General features: G+C 66.6%; 15 protein-coding genes. 12 read left to right on the top strand and 3 right to left on the bottom strand.

Going from position 1 to position 23,549, the window contains the following annotated elements:
- Positions 1-66 precede the first annotated feature (66 nt).
- From PGN16_RS09360 to PGN16_RS09350, 3 genes are all read left to right on the top strand, one after another.
- On the top strand, positions 67-957 hold the full coding sequence (locus PGN16_RS09360; protein ID WP_335309142.1) for an AraC family transcriptional regulator: 891 nt from the start codon (positions 67-69) through the stop codon (positions 955-957).
- Between the two features lie 274 nt (positions 958-1,231).
- Entirely contained in the window at positions 1,232-4,228 is a 2,997-nt protein-coding gene (locus tag PGN16_RS09355) for a TonB-dependent receptor (RefSeq protein ID WP_335309141.1), read from the top strand.
- 95 nt (positions 4,229-4,323) lie between these two features.
- On the top strand, positions 4,324-6,522 hold the full coding sequence (locus PGN16_RS09350) for a GH92 family glycosyl hydrolase (protein WP_335309140.1): 2,199 nt from the start codon (positions 4,324-4,326) through the stop codon (positions 6,520-6,522).
- A gap of 25 nt (positions 6,523-6,547) precedes the next feature.
- Here PGN16_RS09350 and PGN16_RS09345 read toward each other — a convergent pair whose 3' ends face one another.
- Complete coding sequence (locus tag PGN16_RS09345; protein ID WP_335309139.1) at positions 6,548-8,335, bottom strand: NPCBM/NEW2 domain-containing protein; 1,788 nt, start codon at positions 8,333-8,335, stop codon at positions 6,548-6,550.
- A gap of 231 nt (positions 8,336-8,566) precedes the next feature.
- Here PGN16_RS09345 and PGN16_RS09340 point away from each other — a divergent pair, with 231 nt between their 5' ends.
- The 6 genes from PGN16_RS09340 to rhaT all read left to right on the top strand — a co-directional run bounded on the left by PGN16_RS09340 (position 8,567) and on the right by rhaT (position 14,418).
- Positions 8,567-9,379 (top strand): IclR family transcriptional regulator, encoded by an 813-nt coding sequence (locus tag PGN16_RS09340; RefSeq protein ID WP_335309138.1) that lies wholly within the window; start codon positions 8,567-8,569, stop codon positions 9,377-9,379.
- 192 nt (positions 9,380-9,571) lie between these two features.
- Entirely contained in the window at positions 9,572-10,759 is a 1,188-nt protein-coding gene (gene rhmD / locus PGN16_RS09335; RefSeq protein WP_335309137.1) for an L-rhamnonate dehydratase, read from the top strand.
- 10 nt (positions 10,760-10,769) lie between these two features.
- The gene (locus PGN16_RS09330) at positions 10,770-11,618 is read left to right on the top strand and encodes a fumarylacetoacetate hydrolase family protein (RefSeq protein WP_335309136.1); all 849 of its coding nucleotides are present in this window, start codon (positions 10,770-10,772) and stop codon (positions 11,616-11,618) included.
- A complete protein-coding gene (locus tag PGN16_RS09325; protein WP_335309135.1) occupies positions 11,615-12,364 on the top strand; it encodes an SDR family NAD(P)-dependent oxidoreductase in 750 nt (249 codons plus the stop codon). Before PGN16_RS09330 ends, PGN16_RS09325 begins: the two co-directional genes overlap by 4 nt.
- Positions 12,364-13,341 (top strand): amidohydrolase family protein, encoded by a 978-nt coding sequence (locus PGN16_RS09320; protein ID WP_335309134.1) that lies wholly within the window; start codon positions 12,364-12,366, stop codon positions 13,339-13,341. Before PGN16_RS09325 ends, PGN16_RS09320 begins: the two co-directional genes overlap by 1 nt.
- 15 nt (positions 13,342-13,356) lie before the next feature.
- Positions 13,357-14,418: an L-rhamnose/proton symporter RhaT gene (rhaT, locus tag PGN16_RS09315; RefSeq protein WP_335309133.1), complete on the top strand. Its 1,062-nt coding sequence runs from the start codon at positions 13,357-13,359 to the stop codon at positions 14,416-14,418.
- A 108-nt stretch (positions 14,419-14,526) separates the two neighbouring features.
- Here rhaT and PGN16_RS09310 read toward each other — a convergent pair whose 3' ends face one another.
- Both PGN16_RS09310 and PGN16_RS09305 read right to left on the bottom strand, forming a co-directional pair.
- Positions 14,527-16,965, bottom strand: a complete 2,439-nt coding sequence (locus PGN16_RS09310) for a TonB-dependent receptor domain-containing protein (RefSeq protein WP_335309132.1) — start codon at positions 16,963-16,965, stop codon at positions 14,527-14,529.
- 113 nt (positions 16,966-17,078) lie between these two features.
- Positions 17,079-18,320 (bottom strand): PQQ-dependent sugar dehydrogenase, encoded by a 1,242-nt coding sequence (locus PGN16_RS09305; protein WP_335309131.1) that lies wholly within the window; start codon positions 18,318-18,320, stop codon positions 17,079-17,081.
- A gap of 250 nt (positions 18,321-18,570) precedes the next feature.
- Here PGN16_RS09305 and PGN16_RS09300 point away from each other — a divergent pair, with 250 nt between their 5' ends.
- From PGN16_RS09300 to PGN16_RS09290, 3 genes are all read left to right on the top strand, one after another.
- A complete protein-coding gene (locus PGN16_RS09300; protein WP_335309130.1) occupies positions 18,571-20,241 on the top strand; it encodes a GH39 family glycosyl hydrolase in 1,671 nt (556 codons plus the stop codon).
- 148 nt (positions 20,242-20,389) lie between these two features.
- Positions 20,390-21,826 carry a UbiA family prenyltransferase gene (locus PGN16_RS09295; protein ID WP_335309129.1) on the top strand — a complete coding sequence of 479 codons (1,437 nt, stop codon included), beginning with the start codon at positions 20,390-20,392 and terminating at the stop codon, positions 21,824-21,826.
- Positions 21,826-23,523 (top strand): hypothetical protein, encoded by a 1,698-nt coding sequence (locus tag PGN16_RS09290; protein WP_335309128.1) that lies wholly within the window; start codon positions 21,826-21,828, stop codon positions 23,521-23,523. The genes PGN16_RS09295 and PGN16_RS09290 overlap by 1 nt, the downstream gene beginning before the upstream one ends.
- The last annotated feature ends 26 nt before the right edge of the window (positions 23,524-23,549 follow it).

Here is a 23,549-nt window from a genome sequence, read left to right as displayed (position 1 = left end):
GGGCAGAAGATGCTGGTCGACCGCTGGTCAACGCTTGCGATCCCTCGGCCTGCGCGCTTCGACGTCATGCGAGACATGCTGATGAACGGGGCGATACCGATCCGTCTGGAGCGCGACGGGCTCGACCGCGATGGCGGGTTCATCGCGCATGTCGAATTGCACGGTTTCGCCGGAGGGGTGGGGATGGTGCGCAATCTGGGGCAGGCGGCGCTCGGCCTGCGCGGCGCGGCGGAGATCGCCCGTGGCGCACCCGATTGCCTGTGGGCGATCCGTTATCGCCGGACGTCGGGCCGGATCGCGCTGAACGGCCGCGAGATCGAGGTGTGCCCCGGCGACATCGTCTACGGCGATTGCGGGGTGGAGGTGCTGGCAAGCGGCGGTCCGTTCGTCGACTTCGATCAATGGGTGTTTCCCGCCGACCTGCTCCGCGATCTGCTGGCGCGTCCCGAGGGCGATCCAGTCGGGATCATCCGCCACACCACGCCGCTGGGTCGGCTGGCGAGCGACTATCTCGCGCAGCTGCCCGCCGTGCTCGACAGGGTACCGCCGGACGACGCCTGTGTGCTGGTGCGGCACATGGCCACGCTGATCGCGCTCGACCGCGGCCTGTCCGCGGATGCGGGAGAGGTGGCGCAGGCGTCGCTCGCCGACCTGCGGCTGCGCGAGATCGTCCGCTACATCGACAAGCATTGCGCCGATCCGCGCCTGACGCCGCGATCGATCGCGCAGGCGCACGGGCTGTCCGAACGCGCGCTCCAGCGATTGTTCGAGCGAACGGGCAAAAGCTGTGCGCGCATGTTGCTGGAGGCGCGGTTGAACGCGGCGCAGGCGCTGCTGCGACAGCGACGGACCGGGACGATTGCCGACATTGCGTTCGCGTGCGGCTTCGACAGCCTGTCGTCCTTCTACCGCAACTTCCGCGCGCACTTCGGTCACGCGCCGGGCGATCTGCTGTGAGTGCCACCGGCGCGTAACGACACCCCCGTCGTCGTAATGCCGGCCGCCGCAAAGGCGGACCTCCATCGAGCGCCGGCGGAAAGGCGCTGCCGTCGCCCGACTGAGCCCGTCGATCTCAAACGTTGTCCCAAGCCGAATTAATAATTCAAGTTGACATATAAAGTGCGTCCTCGATAGATTGGTCTTACCAATGGGGCAGGCCAATCAAATCGCGCGCAAGCCGCGATGCCGGGAGGGCCGTCGGAGCGAAAGCTCCGCAAAGGAGGGGAAGTCGATGAGGTTCGCCGCACGTCGGCATCGGTCGCTCGATGCCATGTTACTCGCCGCCACGATGCTGGCCGGCACGCCTGCGCTCGCGCAGCAGGCCGAGCCTGCCGCCAATCCGCCGACCCCGACCGTCGCCACGCCCGCCAACCCCGATCAGACCACCGCCGCCGACCCGCAATCGCAGCCGGAGGCGATTCCGCAGCCGGAGGGCGACATCGTCGTCACCGGTTTCCGCCAGAGCTATGCCGATGCGATCCGCTCGAAGCGCAACGACATCGCGATCACCGACGGCATTTCGTCGGACGGGCTGGGCCGCTTCCCGGACCTGAACGTCGGCGAGGCGCTGCAACGCGTTCCCGGCGTCCAGATCAACCGCGAGGCCGAGGGCCGCAATGCCACGATCAACCTGCGCGGCCTGCCTGGCGAATATGCCCGCCTGACGCTGAACGGCGTCGCCTTCGCCGAGCCGATCCTGACCGAAGCCGCGCCGCTGGGCGCGTTCAACGCCGACATCTTCAGCGCGATCGTCATCGACAAGTCGCCGCTCGCCAATGCGCAGTCGGGCGGGCTGTCGGGTAACGTCGATCTTCAGATCGCCCCCGCGCTCAGCCGCAAGGAAGGCGGCTTCACCAAGGCGGCGCTGGAATATAACCAGCTCGGCGACAAGTTCGCGCCCGCTGCCACCGTCGGCTACAACCACCTGTTCTCCGACAGCTTCGGCGTGTTCGCGGTGCTCGCGTACAAGAAGGAGAATTTCCGCCGCGATACCGTCCAGTTCAACAGCTATTCCAGCTTCTCCGCCGCGCAGGCGCAGGCCAATGCAAGCACGCTCGGCAGCTATTATGCGAAGTCCGCCGCCTGCCCGTCGTGCACCGGCACCACCTCGACCGGCGGCGTGCTCTACAATTCGCAGCTTCGCCAATATTCGCGTCTCAATCCCGGTGATCTCTACACCGGGGCGGCGGGTGCGGAATGGAAGCCCGACGATCGCACCCGCGTCAGCCTGACCGGTTTCTACACCGACCGTCGTCTGCCCAAGACGATGCAATATATCTCGATCATCAGCCAGAACGACGCCAGCTTCCTGACCCCGACCTCGGCGCCGGTGAAGCTGGACGACGGGCGCTATGTCGTCACCGACTACGACTTCACCAACCCCGATGCGCGCGCCTCGACCCGCCGGCTGGGCATCCGGCAGAGCAGCTGGGGGATCAACGGCAAGGCCGAGTGGAGCGACGATTCCTGGCGGCTGTCGACCATCCTGACCGCCTCGCGCGCGAACAACCGCTCGGAAGAAACCTCGATCGACTTCGACCGGCTCCAGACGTCGACCGGCAATGGCGGCAGCGGCACGCTGCGCACCGGCGCGGGCGATGTCGGCGACATGTATTATGCGCTCGCGCCGCAACCGCTGATCACCAGCGCGGTGCCGACCTGGATCTGGGGCGGCCTGTCCGATCCGACCCAATATTACAACTCGTCGACCGCCTCGGCGCGCACCAACCGTTTCCAGCTGACCGGCACGCAAAGCTATGCCGAAAACCAGCTGCTCGCCTATCAATGGGACGTCGAGCGGACCTTTCAGGACAGCGTCATCAGCGGCATCCAGACCGGCTTCCGCTTCGAGCACAACAAGTTCATCTCGCAGGGCTATCGCACCTCGGGCTTCGGGCTCCAGACGCAGAACATCGACGGCTCGTTCGTGCAGACCGCGCCGGTCGCCGACGATTTCTTCGGGGGCAAGCTGGGCACGTACAGCACCAACTGGCAGGCGACCCGCTTCGACTATGCGCTGTCGAAGCTGTTGCCGGTCACGCTCTATCCGGGCGGGGCGCTGTCGCCGGCCGGGTTCAACATCCGCTACAACGACAACAATTACGCGCTCTACAATTTCACCAACCAAACCGACATCGCCGCCGGTTATGCGCAGGTGAAATATGGCTTCGACGTCGGCGGCATCCGCATCCGCGGCAACGGCGGCCTGCGCTACGAATATGCGCGCAACACCATCGATGCGCTCGACCGGATCTCGCTGACCGGCACGATCGGCTCGCCGGCCGATTTCCGCACCAACACCTACCGGCAAAGCTATGGCAAGCTGCTGCCGTCGTTCATCCTCGTCGCCGACCTGACCGACAAGCTGCTGCTGCGCGGCGCCGCCTATCGCACCTATGTGCGGCCGCAGCCGCGCCAGTTCACGCCCTCGACGATCGTCGGCAATCCGATCAACGGCGTCTATTCGCTGACGCTCGGCAACCCCGATCTGAAGCCGTATGAATCGACCTCGTTCGACGCCTCGCTCGAATGGTACAACCGCCCGAACGGCATCATCTCGGTGGCTGCCTTCCAGAAGCGGATCACCGGGCTGATCGCGCAGATCACCGATCCGACCCGCCTGTGCCCCGCCGACGGCGCGGCGCTGGGCCTCGGCAATCTGCGCGTCAACGGCGACCGCTGCGAAAGCGACCAGATCTACACCGGCGGCGCGGTGCCGACGCCGTTCCTCGTCACCGCCAGCGGCTTCGTCAATCAGGACAATCCGGTTACGGTGCGCGGGGTGGAGTTCAACCTCCAGCAATCGCTCGACTTCCTGCCCGGCGCGCTGCGGCATCTGGGCGGCGGCTTCAACTATGCCTTCACCGGGATCAGCGGCAAGACCGCGACCGGCGCGGACGCGACGCTGCCCGGCGTGTCGAAGCACAATGCCAATGTCATCGGCTATTACGAGACCGATGCTGGCGGCATCCGTCTGGTCTACAACATTCGCAGCAAATACGATCTCGCCTCGGCCGGCACCTTTACCGGCGCGGCGCGACAGGTGAAGGCGCGCGGGCAGCTCGATCTGTCGGCCTCGGCCAACCTCAGCGACACCGTGTCGCTGTCGTTCGACGCCTACAACCTCACCAACGCGATCCGCATCGAATATGAGAACGATCCGCGGCTGATCCGGCGCGCCGATTATGACGGCCGCACCTTCACCGTCACCGCGCGTGCCACTTTCTAGGTCCCTTCCCTGAGGGCGACTGCGGCGCTTCCCGTTCGTGGAAGCGCCGCCCTTTTTTGATATTGACCGGTGCACCGGCGAGACAAGGAACGCGCATGAAGACCAGCACCGGCGTCGCCCTCGGCCTCCTGCTCGCGGCGACCTCGTCGATGGCGATATCGGGCGATGCGCCGGGGCTGTTCCGCTACGTCGACCCGCGCGTCGGCAACGGCAATGACGATCAGGGCGACACGGTCCCCGGCCCGACGCGCCCCGCCGGCTCGATCCATCCCAGCCCGCAGACGCTCGTCGGCAGCAACGCCGGTTATGATCGTGACGCACCGCTCAGCGGCTTCGCGCAACTCCATACGCAGGGCTCGGGCGGGCGCACCACTTACGGCACCTTCCTGATCTCGCCGCAGACCGGTGCACCGATCTTCGACGAGGCGCGCCACCTGTCGCCCAAGGCCGACGAGCGGGTCGCGGCGGACGCTTATGCGGTGACGCTGACCCGCTACGGCATCCGCGCCGAGGTGACGCCCGCGCCCTACGCCGCGATCTACCGCTTCACCTATCCCGCCGGTCAGCCGGCGACGATGGTCTTCGACATCACCCGCAAGATCCGCGGCGAGCTGGCTAGCGCCGGGTCGGACGTGACGATCGACCCGGCGCGCGGCCGGATCGTCGGGCGGGTGCGGACGCGCCATTACTGGAACCCGGCCGAGGTCGATATCTGGTTCGCCGCGCAACTGGATCGCAAGCCGACGCGCTGGGGCGTGCACGTCGGCGACACCGATCGCAACGGTGCGACGCAGGCGAGTGCACCGGGCGACACGCAACTGGCCGGATGGTGGCAATTCGACACCAAAACCGCATCCCCCGTGCAACTGAAGATCGCGGTTTCGTTCAGCAGTGCATCCCGTGCCGCCGAATTGCTCGACGAAGACATTCCCGGCTGGGACTTCGAGGCCGTCCGTCGCGGTACGCAGGCGGCGTGGAACCGCGAATTGTCGCGCGCCACGATCGACGGCGTCGGCGATGCCGACAAGCGCCGCTTCTACACCGCGCTCTACCACAGCGCCGTGCAACCCCGCGACCGCACCCGCGATCAACCGCTCGCTGACCGTAAGACCCCTTATTGGGACGATTATTACACGCTGTGGGACACGTACCGCACCGGTTTCCCGCTGATGTCGCTGCTGCGTCCGGGCGTGTACCGCGACAATGTCGCCTCGATCGTGCGCACCTACCGCCGCTTCGGCGCGGCGCATACCGCCTTCATTACAGGGCGAAATTACCATGTCGGGCAGGGCGGGGACGAGGTCGACAATGTGCTCGGCGAGGCGCTGATCCGCGGCGTGCCCGGCATCGACTGGCGCAGCGCCGCTCCCGTCGCCCTGCATAACGCCTTGAAAGAGCGCAGTTCCGGCTATCGCGAGCAAGGCTGGTTCGCGGTCGGCGATCGCAGCCCCGAGCCCGACAACCAGCGCGCCCGCTCGGGCTCGTCGACGCCCGCCTTCGCGCTAAACGATTATTATGCCGCGCGTTTGGCCGACGCGATCGGCGACAGCGGCAAGGCGGCGATGCTGCGTCAGCGCGCGCTTGGCTGGCGCAACGTCTGGAACCCGGAGGCGACGAGCGACGGCTACCGCGGCTTCATCATCCCGCGCTACCCCGACGGCCGCTTCCAGCCGCTCGATCCGAAAATCGGCTGGGACGGGAAAAAGTACGAGAATGTCGGCTTTTACGAGGGCACGGCATGGGTCTATTCCTATGCGATGCTCCACGACGTGCCGGGCATGATCGATGCGATGGGCGGCCGCGCGCTGTTCACCCAGCGGCTCCGCCACGCGCTCGACGCCGGGTTGATCGACATCACCAACGAACCGAGTTTCGCGACCCCCTGGCTGTTCAGCGAGGTCGGCCGCCCCGATCTTTCCAGCTATTGGGCGGATCGCATCTTACGCCGCTTCACCGCCGACGCCTATCCGGGTGACGAGGACAATGGCGCGATGAGCTCGCACTATGTCTTCAACCGGCTCGGCTTGTTTCCGAAGCTGACGACCGACCTGTATTACCTACACGCCCCGCACCAGCCGCGCGGCACGATTGTGGCGGCCAATGGCAAACGCTTTACGATCGTCGCCGACAATTGGCGGCCGGGGCGCATCTACATCGCGTCCGCCACCTTGAACGGTCGCCGCCTCGATACGCCTTTCATCAGGCAGCGCGACATCACCGCCGGCGGAGAGCTACGGCTGATCCTCTCCGACACCGCGACCCGATGGGGTCAGGCAGGTCGCGGACCGGCCTGAGACGGCAGGCGCGTCTGCCGATGAATCAAGGATTTGATCGGCGATGCAGGCTCACGTGATGCCAGCCGAATTCGTTGAGCCCGTTCGCGGCTGCCGGTGCGACCAGCTCCAGCTGCCGGACGCCGCGGACATGCAGGAGCAACGGATGCCCTTTTTGTGAGGCAATGCCCTCCGCCAGCGTCCGCCCGTCCGCCCGGATGAGGTAGCGGCCGGTGGTCGCGCCCAGCGTCCGCGGATCGAGCGAAACGCGATCATATTGTGCGCCAAGGTCGATGCGGACCCGCGATCCGGCCGCAACGCCGAGTCCGGCGTGGTCGTGCTTGCCGTCCAGCAACAGCGGCGCGCCATACGGACGGAACCCGATCTGCGCGAGCACCCACTGGCGCGCGGGGGTGCGATCCGGTGCCTTATAGCCTTCGTCCGCCACGTCGAATCGCGCCGGCAGATCGGCGGGCAGATCGACGTCCTCGCTCATCGGCCGCCCATCGACCTGCAGCAACGCGGTTTCCTGCGGTGGGAGCGCGACGCTGATCCGGCCGTTCGTCGTCGTCGAGGTCTTGTCGGTCCACAGGTCGCGCAGCCGGGTCGGCGCGTCGGGTGAAAGTCCGAGATCGGCGAGATCGACCGTGAGCTTCAGCGGCGCCTTGCCGCGGTTGATGAGCGCCACCGCCTTGCGCCCCGGCACCGACAGCGCCTTGGCGACGATCTGGCCGTCGCCGGTTCGCGAAAGGACCACGCCTTGGTTGCCGGCCGGATCCTGATCGACCGCGATCACCGCGCGGTTGCCGACGATCGCCGCGATCTCCGGGGTCATGCGACGCAGATCGTTCCCGAGGATCAGTGGCGCGGCGAGCACCGCCCAAAGGCTCATGTGCGCGCGCGCTGCCGTCAGGTGCTTGCCGTCGAACGCGCCATTGCCGACCTCCAGCATGTCCGGGTCGTTCCAATGCCCGGGCCCCGCGAACAACGCACGCGAGGCGGCGCTGTCGAAGTTGAAGAGCATCGTGTCCCAATTCGGCGAGATGTCGAAGCTGGTGCGCGACATCTGCCCATATTGCCGCGCCCAGTCGTTGACGTCGGCCTGCCCCCAGGCGCAGATCGAGATCAGCGGCGTGCGCCCCGACGCGGCGCGGCGCACCTCGCGGGCAAAGTCGGCATATTGCCGTGCCAGCTCGGCCGCGTTCGAGCGCGCGGGCTGTTCGCGCACGATCAGCGGCGTGAAGGCGCGGAACGTGCCGTCCTTCACCTCCGCGACGTCCGGGCCATAATCCGCCACGCCGCACGCATCGACCTTGATGAAGTCGAAGCCCCATTTGGCGAACAGCAGGGCGGCATCCTGCGCATGATGACCAAAGGTGCCGACCTCGCGCTGTTGCACCGTGCCTTCGGGCAAATTGGGCGTGCGCGGCCGCCAGCGCTGCGAACAGGTATTCAGGCCGATGTCGGTATAGATGCCCGCTTTCAGCCCCATCGCGTGCAGGCGGTCGACGAACGGGCGCAGGCTGGTGGTGCCATCGGGGAGCGCCGCGGAGGGATAGATGGTGGTGCGCACGCGGATCGTGTCCGCCTCGCGGCGCAGCCACCATCCGTCGTCGACGTTGACATGATCGTAGCCGAGCCGCGCCAGCCCCGACGACACGAGCAATTCGGCCTGCGCCATCACCTCGGCTTCACCGTAGTTCAGGTCGAAGACGTTGTAGGGATTCCAGCCCATCGGCGGGGTCGGCGCCGCGACCTGCGCGCCGGCCGGCGTGACAGTCGCGGCGACTACCGCCGTCGCGACCGACAGGGCCACTCGTCCGATACGCGCCATCATCGCCTACTGCCTCCCCTTCGTCCGCAAGCCTGACCGTGGCCGGCCCGGCGTCTTGCACATGCGTAGGCGACGAACGAACCCGGCACCATTCCGGCGACGTCGTCGCTGACCCAGATTGCGTAGCTTAGCCGCCTGTGGAAGTCTGCGATTGGCTATTGCTCCACGTTCGATGATCAGTCACGTCCTGCCAGTTTCAGTGTTCCGGCACTCCCGATAGAGAAGGTTTCGATGTCCAATCGACGTGCGTCATCCGACGAGGAGCCGACTCCCACCACCGCTGTCGGGGCGGGCAGCCAGACGCTGATGCGGGGGCTCGACGTGCTGGAGGCGCTTGCCGATGAGCAGTTGACGGTCGGTGAACTGGCCGAGCGGGTCGGGCTGAACAAGAGCACGACCTACCGGCTCGCCTCCGCGCTGGTGGATCGTGGCTATCTCGCCGCGACGCCGCGCGCCGGCTACAGGCTGGGGCCGAAGTTGCTGGCGCTGGGATCGGCGGCGCGCGATCAGGTCGATCTCGTACAGGCAGCGCGACCGATCATGGAGGAGCTGGCGGCGCTGACCGAGGACACGGTGCATCTGGGCGTGCTCGACACAGATCAGGCGCTGTACCTCGACAAGGTGCCGGGGCGGCGGCGCGTCGTCGTCTCCAGCCGGGTCGGCGATCGTCATCCGCTGACCTCGACCGGGCTCGGCAAGGCGCTGATGCTGGATCATGATCCGTCCTATTGGGAGGAGCGGCTCGGCGCCGAGCAGGGTGACGCACGTCGGACGTGGACGGCGTGGAAGAAGCGGATGGCCGACTACAAGCAGCATGGGCGCGCCTTCGACCTCGAGGAAAATGAGGATCGCATTCGCTGCGTCGCGGCGCCGATCCGCGACGTGCACGACCGGATCGTTGCCGCGATCAGCGTCTCGGGCGCGGCGCATTACATGGAGGATGCGAGGATGGACGCGTTGAGCCGCGACGTGCTTGCCGCGGCCGAGCAGATCAGCGCCGCGATCGGCCATCGGCAGAAGAGTGGCAAGCGCGCGAAAAAGTGAGGTCTCCGATGAGGCCCTCCTCTCAGCGGAAGAGGGCTGCCTGACGATGCGGTGACGTCAGCGGCAGCCGCTCGGTCGGTCGTCGGTTGACGCGACAAATACCATTTTGTAATCTCTGTACTCAATATATGGCAAGACAATGCGGCCGCTTCGTGTGGGTTCGGTATTGTGCAAGCCGGGAGAGAGTGCGCGGTGGGATTGTCGAAGATCAAGCACGTCCGCGCCTTCACCGCGACGGGTGGCGGGGCGGATTATCACGACCAGCAGGGCGCGCACTGGATCGACGATCATATTGCGACCCCGATGAGCCGCTATCCCGACTATCGTCAGTCGCGCCGCTCGTTCGGGATCAACGTGCTCGGCACTTTGGTGGTGGAGATCGAGGCGGAGGACGGCACGGTCGGCTTCGCGGTGACCACCGGTGGCGAGCCGGCCTGCTATATCGTCGAGAAGCATCTTTCGCGCTTCCTCGAAGGGCGCGATCCGGTCGAAGTCGAGAAGATCTGGGACCAGATGTACTTCTCGACGCAATATTACGGACGCAAGGGGCTGGTCATCAACGCGATTTCCGGCGTCGACCTGGCGCTGTGGGATCTGCTGGGCAAGCTGCGCGGCGAGCCGGTGTGCCATTTGCTCGGCGGCGCGGTGCGCGACGAACTGCAGTTCTACGCGACGGGCGCGCGGCCGGACATCGCGCGCGAGCTTGGCTTCATCGGCGGCAAGCTGCCGCTCCACCATGGACCTGCCGAAGGGTTGGAGGGGCTGGAGAAGAATATCGCGCTGCTCGCCGACATGCGCGGCAAATGCGGCGACGATTTCTGGCTGATGTACGATTGCTGGATGAGCCTCGACATCGACTATGCCACGCGGCTGGCGCAGCGCGCGTGGGACGAATGCGGGCTCAAATGGATCGAGGAGGCGTTGAGCCCCGACGATTACTGGGGCTATGCGCAGCTCAAGAAGAACGCACCGCGCGGCCTGCTCGTGACGACCGGCGAGCATGAGGCGACGCGCTGGGGCTTTCGGATGCTGCTCGACATGGAATGCTGCGATATCATCCAGCCCGATGTCGGCTGGTGTGGCGGCGTCACCGAACTCCTTAAGATCGCGAACTACGCCGATGCGCGCGGTGCGATGGTGATCCCGCACGGCTCGTCGGTCTACAGCTATCATTTCGTGGTGACGCGCCACAACTCGCCGTGCGCCGAATTTCTGATGATGCACCCCGGGCCAACCGAAGTGGTGCCGATGTTCGCGCCGCAATTGCTGGGCGAACCGGTGCCGGTGAACGGCCGCATCCGCGCGTCGGCGCTCGATCGACCCGGCTTCGGCGTCGATCTCAATCCGGACGTTCCGCTTCACCGTCCCTATACCCATTAAGGACCTGCCGATGAAATTCTGTCGTTTCGGTGCGAAGGGCGCCGAACAGCCCGGCGTGATCGATGCGCAGGGGCGCGTGCGCGACCTGTCCGCGCAGGTGCCCGACCTGACCGTCGACCGGCTGGCGCAGCTTGCGACGCTCGATCCCGAGACACTGCCGCTCGCGCCCGAGGACGTGCGCCATGGCGTGCCGGTGGCGGGCGTCGGCAAGATCGTCGCGATCGGGCTCAACTATCGCGACCATGCGATCGAATCGAACCTGCCGATCCCGACCGAGCCGATGATGTTCATGAAGGCGGTCACCAGCCTGTCCGGCCCGAACGACGACGTGATGCTGCCCGAGGGCGCGACCCATGGCGACTGGGAGGTCGAGCTTGGCGTGGTGATCGGGCGGACGTGCCGCTATGTCGCGGAGGCCGACGCGCTCGATCATGTCGCAGGCTATGTGCTCGCCAATGACGTGTCGGAACGCTTCAACCAGAAGGAGCGCGGCACCCAATGGTCGAAGGGGAAGGGGCACGACACCTTCTGTCCGGTCGGGCCATGGCTGGTGACGCCTGACGAGATCGGCGATCCGCAGGCGCTCGACATGCGGCTCGACGTGAACGGCGTGCGGATGCAGACCGGCAATACGCGCACGATGATCTTCGGCGTCGCCGAGCTGATCGCCTATGTCAGCCACTTCGTCACCCTGCTGCCCGGCGACCTTCTGATCACCGGCACGCCGCCGGGGGTGGGCGAGGGCAGGAAGCCCCATAAAATCTTCCTGAAGCCGGGCGACGTCATGGAACTGGCGATCGACAAGCTGGGCACGCAGCGCCAGCAGGTCGTCGCCTTCGACCGGGCGAGGCTCGGATGAGCGGATTCAGCGGGCGGTTCGATGGTCGGACTGCGATCGTGACGGGCGGCGCCTCCGGGCTGGGGCGCGCCACCGCGGAACGGATCGTGCGCGAGGGCGGGCGCGTCTGCCTGTGGGATCGCGACGAAGATGCCTTGGAGGAAGCGTCCGCGGCGATCGGCGCGACCGGCACCTGCGCGATCGACGTCACGGACGCCGCCGCCGTCGCCGCCGCGGCGCAGGAAAGCGCCGTACTGCTGGGTAAGGTGGACGTTCTCATCTGTTCGGCGGGGATTACCGGCGCGACCGCGCCGGTCGAATCCTATCCGCTCGATAGCTGGCAGCGTGTGATCGAGGTCAACCTGAACGGCCTGTTCTACTGCTGTCGCGCGATCGTGCCGTACATGCTCGCGAACGGCTATGGCCGGATCGTCAACGTCTCGTCGGTGGCCGGCAAGGAGGGCAATCCGTTCGCCTCCGCCTATTCGGCGTCGAAGGCGGGGGTGCTGGGCTTCACCAAGTCGCTGGGCAAGGAAGTTGCGGAGAAGGGGATCATCGTCAACGCGCTGACGCCTGCGACCTTCGAGAGCCCGATCCTCGCGCAACTGCCGCAGAGTCAGGTCGATTACATGAAGGGCAAGATCCCGATGGGGCGGCTCGGCGAGGTCGAGGAATCGGCGGCGATGGTGTGCTTCATGGCGTCGGCGGAATGCAGCTTCACCACGGCCGCCACGTTCGACACCTCCGGCGGGCGAACGACCTACTGATGCGCGACGATGCGCATCCGACGGAGGACGCGCCGCGCGGCGGTGTTGCCGCGGCGCGTCTTCCGTTCGTCGATGCGCATATCCATCTCTGGGACCTCGATCGGCTCCGCTATCCCTGGTTGACGCCGCCGTTCGCCGACGACGGGCCGAATGGCAGCGTCGCGGCGATCGCGCGGACCTTCACGGTCGCCGATTACCGGGCGCAGGCGGCGCCGTGGAACATGGTAGGCGCGGTCCATATCGATGCCGGCGCCGATCCCGCGCAGGCGCTCGACGAAACCCGCTGGCTGGAGACGATCGCCGCGGCGGACGGACTCCCCTCCGCGATCGTCGCCTTCGCACCGCTCCAGGATCCGCAGGTCGAGCGGTTGCTGGAGGCGCAGGCCGCGCATCCGCGCGTGCGTGGCATCCGGCAGATCGTCAACTGGCACCCCGATGCCCGGCGCAGCTATCAGCCGCATGACCTGACGCAATCGCCCGCCTGGCAGGCAGGCTTCGCGCAATTGGCGCGGCATAGGCTGTCGTTCGACCTGCAATGCTATCCAGCGCAGATGGACGGGCTCGCCACGCTGATCGCGCGCCACGCCGATGTGACGGTTGTCCTCAATCATCTCGGAATGCCGGTGCTGTCCGACCCGGACGGGCTGGGGCAGTGGCGCGCCGGCTTGCGGCTGCTCGCCGCTCTGCCGAACGTCGCGATCAAGCTGTCGGGACTTGGCTTCGTCGATCGCCATTGGACCGACACGCAGGTGCGCCCGCTGCTGGCGGAGGCGATCGACCTTTTCGGTGCGGCGCGCTGCCTGATTGCGAGCGACACTCCCACCGACACCTTGTTCGCACCGTTCGATCGCTGCCTGAACGTGTTGGCTGACGCCACCGCGTCCTTCTCTCTCGACGAGCGGCGCGCGATGTGGGGTGGCAATGCCGATCGTCTCTATCGCCTCGGGCTCGGTTCGCGGCTCGACATCGTTTCCTGAACACGGAGGACTCCGATGCCCAATCCCTTGATCGGCGTCTTCTACCACTGGCTGGGCGGGCTGTCCTCGGCCAGCTTCTACGTCCCGTATCGCGGGGTGCGCGGGTGGAATTGGGAGGTGTTGTGGCTGACCGGCGGGCTGTTCTCGTGGCTGGTCGCGCCATGGCTGTTCGCTGCGGTGATGACGCACGATCTGATCGGCGTGCTCGCGCAGGTGCCCGCGCACACCGCCGGCTTGTGCATCCTGTTCGGGGCGCTCTGGGGCTTCGGCGGGCTGACTTACGGGCTGACGATGCGTTATCTCGGACTGTCGCTCGGGATGGCGGTGGTATTGGGGCTGTGCACCGTGTTCGGCACGCTGATCCCGCCGATCGTGCAGGGTGATTTCGCTGAAAAGCTGCTCGATACGTCCAGCGGGCGGGTCATTCTGCTGGGGCTGGTGGTCACGCTGGCCGGCATCGTCGTGGTCGCAGCGGCCGGTGCGCGCAAGAATGCGGCGCTTGGTGGCGCGGATCAGGCGGATGCGGTGGCGGAATTCGATTTCCGCAAGGGCATTGGCGTCGCGATCTTCTCGGGCGTCATGTCGTCGTGCTTCGCCTTCGGTCTGGCCGCGGGCGAGCCGGTCAAGGCGCTGTCCGCTGCGGCGGGAACCGGCCCGCTGTGGACGGGCCTGCCGGTGCTGTGCCTTGTCATGTTCGGCGGGCTGGTCACGAATGCGCTCTGGTGCGCGGCGTTGATCCTGCGAAACCGTTCGGGCGGGCAATGGCTTGGCCGTGTCGAGGCGGCGGCCTCTGCCCGACCGCCGCTCGCGCGCAACTACCTGCTGGCCGGGCTGGGCGGGACGTTGTGGTATTTCCAGTTCTTCTTCTACACGATGGGCGAAAGCCAGATGGGTCGGCTCGGCTTCTCGTCCTGGACGCTGCACATGGCGTCGATCATCATCTTCGGCACGCTCTGGGGCTTTGCATTCCGCGAATGGCGCGGCACCCCGCGCGCGGTGAGAGCCACTGTCTGGGCCGGTATCGCACTGCTGGTCGGTGCCACCATCGTCATCGGATACGGCAACAGCCTGGCATAGCTGTCGCGGCCCGGCGCGGCTCAACCTTTCGGTGATGATGCCAGCGGGCGCGGCATACTCTTACTTGCGCGTGCCGCGACCGCCCGAGAGCGGTCGCGGCGATAGCGCTTAGAAGTCGAAGCGGATCGTTGCCGACACCGTGCGACCATTGAGCGGACGCGCACGCAGGATGCCTGAGGCCGGGATCGCGGCCTCGTCGAAGGTGGTGATCGCCAGCGTGTCGAACAGGTTGTTCGCGTTGACGCCGAGCATCAGCCGCTCCGCCACGCGCCACTGCGCGAAGGCGTTGGTGGTGACGAAGCCCGGCGTCTTCAGGATGTTGGTGTCCTGCGAATAGCTGCCGGTGGTGCCGATGAACACCGCACCGATGCTGAAGCGATCGGTGCTGATCTGCGGCGTCGCCTGGAAGATCAGCTTTGCCTGATGGCGCGGCGTGTTGCCGATCACCGCCGGGTTGACCGCGTCGCGGGTGATCTCGGCATCGGTATAGGTCGCCCCCGCGGTGAGCGCGAACGGCCCGCGACGCACGCCGCCCTCGAACTCCAGACCAGTGGCTCGATACTCACGCTGGATGATCTGGCTGGTGACGACGTCGACGTTGGTGTCCTGCGCCTTCGCCCAGAAGCCGGTCAGGTTGAGCGTCAGCCCGGCCTGACGGTATTTCACGCCGACCTCGGCCTGCTTGACCGGATCGAACGCGGCGCTCTTCGTGGCGAGGCTGCCGTCGGCGGTGTTGACGATCGGGCTGAACAGGATGCGATCGGCGTTGGCGCGCGCGCCGCGACTGTAGCGCGCGAACACCGCCAGCGGCTCGGCGATGCGGAAGTTGATCCCGCTCGAATAGGACAGATAATGGTAGCTGTAGTCGAGCGGCGCCGGGGTGGTCAGCGGTGTGACGCCGACGCGCGTCTCCGGCGAGGAGATCACGCCATTGCCGTCGATATCACGCGTGACGGTGCCGACACGCCCGCCACCGAGATCCGAGCCGAACAGCTGCCCGCGCGCGGTGCCGAAATCGTAACGGATGCTGGCGCCGATCGCGACACGGCCGATGTGGTAATTGGCGGAGGCGAAGGGCGCGTTGACCGCATAATCGAGATCGACGCTCCGACGGCGCGTGCCGCCGGCCAGCGCGAGATTATAGGCATAGACGCCGTTCTGCGTCAGCGCGCGACCGCCCGCGGTCGCCACGTCGACCAGCGCGGCGCGCCCGTCGCCGCGCACGTCGGAGATCAGCGTCGACCAGAGCGCGTCGCGCGCGATCGACTGGCGCGCGGCATAGAAGCCGGCGGTGGTGGTCAGGTCGCCGTCACCGATCGACCAGACGCGGCTGGCGCGGATGTCGTTGGTGACATTGTCCATCGACTTGATGCGCAGGTCGAGGATGTTGAGTGCGGCGAGCAGGCCGTTGCCGTTGAGGCTGGCCGGATCGGTGATCGCCTGACCGGCGAGCGGCCCGTTGGCCCAGGACAGCCGCGCACCCGCGCCGCCGAGCAGCGCCGCGCCCTGCGTCGCAGGCAGATAGGCCGAAGTGAACGGCGTGACGAACGCGCCGGATACGTCGGAGAAGCGGAACCGCTCGGTCACGGTCCAGCCCGCCAGATCGATCTGGCTCTCGAGCCCGACCGACTTCACCTTGGTGGTGACCCCCTCGGCGAGATCGTGGACGACGGGATTGTTGTTGCCGTCGAGCACGAGGTTGCTGCGAATGTAGCGCGACAGCAGCATGTCGCGGTTGGCGTCGAAATTGGCGATCTCGCGGACCTTCGGCGACGCATTGTCGCCGGTTGCCTGCACCGGGACGGTGTCGTAGAAGGGCGAGCGATCGTCGAGGTACTTGCCGTACAGGCGGACATAGCCGCCGGTGAAGGTCTTGGTGACGTTGAGCTTCACCTGCCCGCCGCGCTGCGCGTCGTAACCGGTGCGGCGCGGACCCTCGCCCTGCCAGAAGAAGCCGCCGATGTGGAAGCGCGCGGTCTCGCCGAGCTTGCCGCCCATGTCAAAGTCGGCGCGATACTGGTCATAGTCGAGCCCGCCGGTCAGCGCGATCGCACCGCCCTCGGTCTCGCCGGTCTTCGAGATGAAGTTGATGAGCCCGCCGGGCGAGTTGGAGGCGAAGGTCGACGCCGAACCGCCACGGATCACCTCGACCTGCGACAGGTTGAGGTCGGCGCGGATCAGGCTGTCGGGGCCGAGGCCCTGGATGTCGCCGAATTCAAGCACCGGCAACCCGTCTTCCTGCAACTGGACGAACTTGATCCCCGACGAGGCGAGCGGCAGCCCGCGGATCGAGACGCTGGCGAGCGCCTCGCCGGTCGCGGCTTCGGAGCGGATGCCGGGGATGTCGCGCAGCAGGTCGCCGATCGAACGCGGCGCCAACTTGGCGAGATCGGCTTCCTTGAGGTTGCTGGTCGAGGTGGCGCTGTCCAGCCGGTCGCGACCCTTGGCGACGCCGGTGGTGACGGTGTCGTCGGCATTCACTTTGAGCGCTGCGGTATCAACGGACGCGTCGGAAACGGTGGCCGACGACAGCGAGGTCGAGGCCATAGCAGCGGCAATAAATAACGATGTCACGAAAAACCCCGAGCAATTCAAACGAGTAGCTCGGGGCTCGCTAGCTGACAGAGGTTAATGATTCGGTTGCCGTGCTCGAGAACCGCTCAGCCGGCGCGATCGGCGGTCAGCCGCAGCAGGCGTCCGCCATCGCCGTCTTCAAGCAGCCACAAGGCACCGTCCGGGCCCGTCATCACCGCCCGGATGCGTGCGCCCATGTCCCAGCGTTCGGCTTCACGCGGAACGTTGCCGTCGAAAGCGATGCGGATCAGCGCGGTCGAGGCAAGCCCGCCGACGAACGCCGAGCCGCGCCACTGCGGGAACATCGTGCCGTCGTAGAAGGTCAGCCCCGCCGGGGCGATGATCGGGTCCCAATAGAGCGCGGGTTGCTGGAAGCGGGTGTTCCCCTTGTGCGAGGGGATCGGCGTGTCGTCGTAGTTCTTGCCATAGGACACCAGCGGCCAGCCGTAATTGCGGCCGGGTTCGATCAGGTTCAGCTCGTCGCCGCCCTGCGGACCCATCTCGGTTTCCCAGAGCTGCCCCTTCGAGTCGAAGGCGAGGCCATAGGGGTTGCGGTGCCCGGTGCTCCACGTCTCGGCGGGGGTGAGGTTCGCCGCCGGCATCGTCGCCGTGCGAACCGGTGCCTTGGCCGCCGCGCCGGTGTTCTCGGGCGGGTCGATGATGCCGATCGTCGTGCCGCCGGTCTTGCCGGCGTCCGGGTTGCCGGGTGCGGGCTTGCCGTCGAGCGTCAGCCGCAGGATCTTGCCGAGTGCCTGATCCGGGTCTTGCGCGGGAGTGAAGCGCTGCCGCTCGCCCGAGGTCAGGAACAGGTAGCGCCCGTCGGGCGAGAAGGCGATGTAGCCGCCGAACTGGCCGCCCTTGCCGCGCGGCAGCTGGCGCCAGATCACTTCGAGGTTCTTGAGCGCGGGTTGCGCGCCGCTGGCGTCGAGCGTGGCGCGGGCCAGCGCGAGTCCGTCACCACCCTCGCCGGGTTCGGAATAGGTGAGATAGACTTGGCTGTTCTGCGCGAAGGTCGGCGAGACGGCGATGAAGAGCAGCCCGCCCTGACCCTCGAAGTGGACGGTCGGCACGCCGCCGACCTGCGTCTTGGCCCCGGTGCCGGTCACCAGCCACAACCGGCCGGGCTTCTCGGTCACCAGCATCCGTCGGTCGGGCAGGAATGCAAGCGCCCAGGGGCTGTCGAAGGTCGCAACGGGGGTGGCCTTGAACGGCTTCACCTTCGCCGGGGTCGATGCGCCATAATTGACCGGATCGGCGGTGGGTGCCGATGTCGGGGCGGCCTGCTTTGCGTCCTGCGGCGAACCGCATCCGGCCAGCATCACGATCATCGCCGTCGAAAATAGTCGAAACACGGAATACCTTCCTGGAAGAGAAGCATGTTCTGACGAACGACTGGCCGGCCTGCCAGCATTGTTTCGGTGATCTGGCGCAAGATGGTCATGGGGCCGAACCGTCGGCGTGGGGCAGATCCGCCACGAGAAGAGCGTGGCAGAGCGGCGTTGGGTGTTCTACCCATGGGTCGCCGCGCCCGTTTGCACCGGCGGGTGGCGGCCCGCGACACCCAAGAGAGGATCACCGATGCGCCGGCTTTCCCGCTTCCTGACCCCGCTGCTGCTTGCCGCGACCATTTTGCCCGCGGCCGCACAGACGGCGCGGCCGGTCCGCGTGACGGTCGATGCCGCACGCAGCGAGGGGACGCTGCCGCCGGTGTGGCGCTTCTTCGGCGCGGACGAGCCGAACTATGCGACGATGAAGGATGGCACGAAGTTGCTCGCCGAACTCGGCAAGCTGAAGCGTAACGACGTATATTTCCGCGCGCACAACCTGCTCAACACCGGCGACGGCACCGCTGCGTTCAAATGGGGCAGCACCGACATCTATAACGAGACGAAAGACGGCACGCCGATCTACAATTGGACGAACGTCGACCGGATCATCGACACCTATCTAGCGCAAGGCATCCGGCCGTACCTGCAATTGGGGTTCATGCCCGAGGCGCTGTCCTCCGCGCCGAAGGGCACGCCCTACCGCCACGATTGGCGGCCGGGGTTCGATTACAAGCGCATCATGTCGGGCTGGGCCTATCCGCCCAAGGACTACGACAAATGGCGCGAGCTGATCTTCCAATGGACGCGGCACAATGTCGAGCGCTACGGCCGCGCCGAGGTCGAGCGCTGGTATTTCGAAGTCTGGAACGAGGCGAACGGTTACTATTGGACCGCATCGCCCGACGACTTCTACAAATTGCACGACTATGCGGTCGACGGTGTCCGTCGCGCACTGCCGACCGCACGGGTCGGCGGGCCGGACAGCGCGGGCGCGGGCGGCGCGTTCATGGACGGATTCCTGAAGCACGTCAGCAGCGGGCGCAATTACGCGACCGGGCAGGTGGGGACGCCGACCGACTTCATCGCCTTCCATGCCAAGGGCAGTCCAACGTTCGTCGACGGGCACGTCCGCATGGGGATCGCCACGCAATTGCGCGAGGTCGATCGGGGCTTCACCAAGGCGCTGTCGATCCCGGCGCTGGCGACCAAGCCGGTGGTGATCGGCGAGAGCGATCCCGAGGGGTGCGCGGCGTGCCCGGGGCCGGAGAACGCCTATCGCAACGGCACGATGTACTCGAGCTATACCGCGGCGAGCTTCGCGCGGATCTGGGAGCTGGCGGCGCGGCGCAAGGTGAACCTCGACGGCGTGCTGACCTGGGCGTTCGAGTTTGAGGATCAACCGTGGTTCGCGGGCTATCGCCAGCTCGCCAGCAACGGCATCGACCTGCCGGTGCTCAATGTCTTTCGTCTGTTTGCGAAGCTGGGCAACGAACGGTTGGCGGCGACGAGCGATGCGCAGGTCCCGCTCGACAAGGTGATCGCCGAGGGGGTGCGTGGCGCGGCGGACGTGGGGACGATCGCGACGCGCACCGCCGACGGGAAGGTGGCGGTGCTGGTCTGGCATTATCATGACGATGACGTCGCAGGCCCGGATGCGGCGGTGACGCTGGCGGTACGCGGGGTGCGTGGCGGCGGGCGCGCGACGATGTGGCGGGTCGATCGTGACAACGCCAATGCCTTCGCCGCATGGAAGAAGATGGGATCGCCGATCGCGCCCGACGACGCGCAATATCTGCTGTTGCAAAAGGCATCGGCGATGGTGCCGCAGCCGCTGACCTTGTTGGCGGGGCAGGGCGGAGCGACCGCGACCTTCGATCTGTCGAGGCAAGGTGTCGCGCTGATCGTGCTCGATGCGCGATAAGTCGCGGGGATTCCGCGCATCGTACCGGTATATGGCGTTAACCGCGGGCCGCTAACAACCCTTCCCAACGCCAGGCACCGATCCTAAAGACGCGGCGCGACGATCGGCGCCGGGGGGCGGGTACGGCGCATCGGAGGCACGCGCGAAGATGGAAACCAACTCGGGGGTGGATGCGACGCCGCTGATCGTCGATCTGGACGGCACGCTGTTCCACGGCGACATCTTCTGGGAGGATCTGTTGTCGGAGATCGGTGCGAACCCGATGACGTCGGGACCGATCTTCTCCCATATGCTGCGCGGCAAGGCAGCGGCCAAGCACTACATTTCGGAACGCGCGACCTTCGACGCGGCACACCTGCCGTACAATGCCGCCGTGATCGATTTGATCGACGCGGCGCGCCGGCAAGGGCGCAAGGTCTATCTGGCGACGGGCAGCCACGTCACGCGCGCCGAGGCGATCGCCGCGCATCTCGGCTGCTTCGATGGCGTGTTCGCCACCACGATCGAGCGCAACCTGACCGACGTCCGCAAGGCGACCTTCCTCGCCGAGACGTTCGGCGATCGCGGCTTCGATTATGTCGGCAACAGCTTCGCGGACATCCCGGTGTGGCAATGCGCACGGCGCGCCTATGTCGTCGCGCCCAAGGGGCGGCTGACCCGGCGGCTCGACCGGCTGGGGATCGCGCATGAGCGATTGCCCGAGCGCGAATTGTCGCGCCTCGGCGTGTGGCTGCGCGCGATGCGCGTTCACCAATATAGCAAGAACGTGCTGGTGTTCGTGCCGATGCTGGCCGCGCATCGCTTCGATCTGGACACGATCGTGGCATGTCTAACGGCGTTCGTCGCCTTCTGCCTGATCGCGTCCAGCGTCTATCTGATCAACGACCTGATCGACATCCGCGCCGATCGCGGCCATCCGAGCAAGAAGAAGCGTCCGATCCCGTTCGGGCTGATCCAGGCGCCGAGCGCGATCGGCGCCAGCGTGGTGCTGATCTGCCTGGGCGGCGTGGTCGCGGCCAGTGCCTCGCTGGCGCTGCTCGCGGTCGTGGCCGCCTATTTCGTCATGACGCTGGCCTATTCGACCTTCATCAAGCGCAAGATGCTGGTCGACAGCATCACATTGTCGCTGCTCTACACCGCGCGGATCGCTGGCGGCGCGGTGGCGACGCAGGTGGTGCTGTCGAGCTGGCTGGCGATCTTCTCGCTGTTCTTCTTCACCGCACTCGCGCTCATCAAACGCTATACCGAGTTGCGGGTGCGGTTGCTTCAGGATCTCGCCGATCCCTCAAATCGCAATTACCGCAAGGAGGACCTGACCGTGATCGGCGCGCTGGCGGCGGCGAGTGCGGTCAATTCGGTCACCGTGTTCGCACTGTACGTCGCCTCGCCGGTCGTCGCCGCCAATTATACGCGTCCCTGGGTGCTGGGCGCGATTTGCCCGTTGCTGCTGTATCTGCTCGGCCGCATGTTGATGATGGCGCATCGCGGCGAGATGGACGATGACCCGATCGTCTTCGCGCTTCGCGACCGCAACTGGCGCATTGCGGGCATCGCGCTGTTCGCGATCTTCCTGGCGGCGATCTGATGGACCGCGCTCGCTGGCAACGGCTCGGGCCGGTCGTCATCGCCTTCCTCTGTGCGTGGCTGACGATCGCGATCACCGGGCATCAATCGGGTGCCGGCAACAACCTGTTCCACCTGCCGATCCTGACCGGGCTGTACGACCAGCAGAATTTCCGGGGCGATGCGTTCGTCCAGTCGATCCGTTTCTACGCCTCCGGCTTCTGGATGCTGATGCGCCACGTCGCCGACCGCGACACGATGCTCGGCTTCTTCCTGCCATTGCAGGTCGCGTCGCGGTTCCTGTTCTTCGTCGGCGTGCTGGCGATGGCGCGGCCATTGTGCGTCGTCGATTTGAGGCAGAAGTGCGTGTTCCTGGTGCTGGTCGCGCTCGCTTTTGCGCTGCGTGGCACCGCTCCGGCCGGCGACGGGGGCCTGCTGGTGCCGATCTTCACGCATTCGGAACTCGCCAACGGCACGACGTTGATCGCACTGGCGCTGGCGATGCGCGATCGGTTCGGGGCTGCGGTGCTCGCCTGGAGCGTCACTTTCTTCATCAACATGTTCATGGCGGTCTGGCTGGCCCCGGCGCTGGCGGTGCTGGCGATCCTGTCGCTCATGCGGGGTGCGGTGTCGGTTCGCGGGCTGGCGCCGCGCGTGCTGGTCGGCGGCATCGCCAGCCTGCCGTTGATCGTTCCGGTGCTGATGAACGTGTTCGGCAATCCAGAGTTCGGGCGCGCACCGACCTTCGATTATCCGACGTTCCTGCGCGACTATTGGCCGATGCACTTCCTGGTCGATCAGGTCGCCAAGCGTGATTTGGTCGCGCTTGCCGGGCTGGTCGTCACGACGTGGGTGGCCAGCCTCATGCTGGAGGGGCACGCGCGAACCGCGTTACGGGCCGTGCTGATCTCCTATGCCGCGATCTGGCTGGTCGGTGCGATCGTGCCGTTGATCACCCGCTCGCCGACCATCCTCAACCTGCATCTGCTGCGGTCGAGCGCCATTATCGTCATCATCACCGTGGTCGCCGTGGCCGCGACGATCGCCCGATTGCTGGACGGCGACGCACAGGTCGACCGCCGGGTCTGGGCACCTTTGCTCGCGCTGTTGCTCGTGGCGGGACCCTATCTGATCCTGCTGGTGCCGGTCGTGTTGCTGCTGCGGCGGGCACGGCTTCTGCCGCTTGCCGCTGCGCAGCGCTGGATCGCGGGTGTCGCGCTGCTGGTCATGGCCGTCTCGGTCGGCTGGGCGATCAGAACGTCGCTGGTGAGCGATGCGCGGTTCCGCGCCGGACAGCGCGAGTGGCTGGCGATGGCCACCTGGGCGCGTCAGCGTAGCGCGCCCGGTGACCGCTTTCTGCTGCCGACGAAGAACATCAATTTCGGCGGCTCGCTGCCGCATGACGATCGTGAGCCGCCGTTCGTCCCCGGCGGCGACGTGTTCGAAGCGGCCGCGCAGCGCCGCGTCTGGGTGGGGTTCAAGGAAGGCGCCGCCGCCATGTGGACGCCGAGCTATTATGGCGAGTGGCACCGGCGCGTGTCCGACGTGCTAAGCCTCCATTCGCTTCCAGAGCGTGTCGCCTATGCACGGCGCAACGGGATCGCGTTCGTCGTCGATCATTGCCCGACCGGGGCCGCTGCGTTGCGTCCGACCTATGACGGGCATGACCTGTGCGTTTACCGCGCGAACGAGCCGGAGCGGGTGCCCAGCCGAAGCTGAGGCGCTCCATCGGCGCTTGCGCGGGC

It is taken from the genome of Sphingomonas phyllosphaerae, assembly GCF_036946485.1.
Taxonomy (GTDB): domain Bacteria; phylum Pseudomonadota; class Alphaproteobacteria; order Sphingomonadales; family Sphingomonadaceae; genus Sphingomonas; species Sphingomonas phyllosphaerae_E.
The sequence above is the reverse complement of the archived record's forward strand: the minus strand, read 5'-3'. Positions and strand labels throughout refer to the sequence as shown.

Coding starts and splice junctions, on each gene's coding strand:
- PGN16_RS09360 (WP_335309142.1), top strand. CDS start 67: ATGCGAGACATGCTGATGAACGGGGCGATACCGATCCGTCTGGAGCGC.
- PGN16_RS09355 (WP_335309141.1), top strand. CDS start 1,232: ATGAGGTTCGCCGCACGTCGGCATCGGTCGCTCGATGCCATGTTACTC.
- PGN16_RS09290 (WP_335309128.1), top strand. CDS start 21,826: ATGGACCGCGCTCGCTGGCAACGGCTCGGGCCGGTCGTCATCGCCTTC.
- PGN16_RS09320 (WP_335309134.1), top strand. CDS start 12,364: ATGCGCGACGATGCGCATCCGACGGAGGACGCGCCGCGCGGCGGTGTT.
- PGN16_RS09305 (WP_335309131.1), bottom strand. CDS start 18,320: ATGATCGTGATGCTGGCCGGATGCGGTTCGCCGCAGGACGCAAAGCAG.
- PGN16_RS09300 (WP_335309130.1), top strand. CDS start 18,571: ATGCGCCGGCTTTCCCGCTTCCTGACCCCGCTGCTGCTTGCCGCGACC.
- PGN16_RS09340 (WP_335309138.1), top strand. CDS start 8,567: ATGTCCAATCGACGTGCGTCATCCGACGAGGAGCCGACTCCCACCACC.
- PGN16_RS09330 (WP_335309136.1), top strand. CDS start 10,770: ATGAAATTCTGTCGTTTCGGTGCGAAGGGCGCCGAACAGCCCGGCGTG.
- PGN16_RS09325 (WP_335309135.1), top strand. CDS start 11,615: ATGAGCGGATTCAGCGGGCGGTTCGATGGTCGGACTGCGATCGTGACG.
- PGN16_RS09350 (WP_335309140.1), top strand. CDS start 4,324: ATGAAGACCAGCACCGGCGTCGCCCTCGGCCTCCTGCTCGCGGCGACC.
- rhaT (WP_335309133.1), top strand. CDS start 13,357: ATGCCCAATCCCTTGATCGGCGTCTTCTACCACTGGCTGGGCGGGCTG.
- PGN16_RS09310 (WP_335309132.1), bottom strand. CDS start 16,965: ATGGCCTCGACCTCGCTGTCGTCGGCCACCGTTTCCGACGCGTCCGTT.
- PGN16_RS09295 (WP_335309129.1), top strand. CDS start 20,390: ATGGAAACCAACTCGGGGGTGGATGCGACGCCGCTGATCGTCGATCTG.
- PGN16_RS09345 (WP_335309139.1), bottom strand. CDS start 8,335: ATGGCGCGTATCGGACGAGTGGCCCTGTCGGTCGCGACGGCGGTAGTC.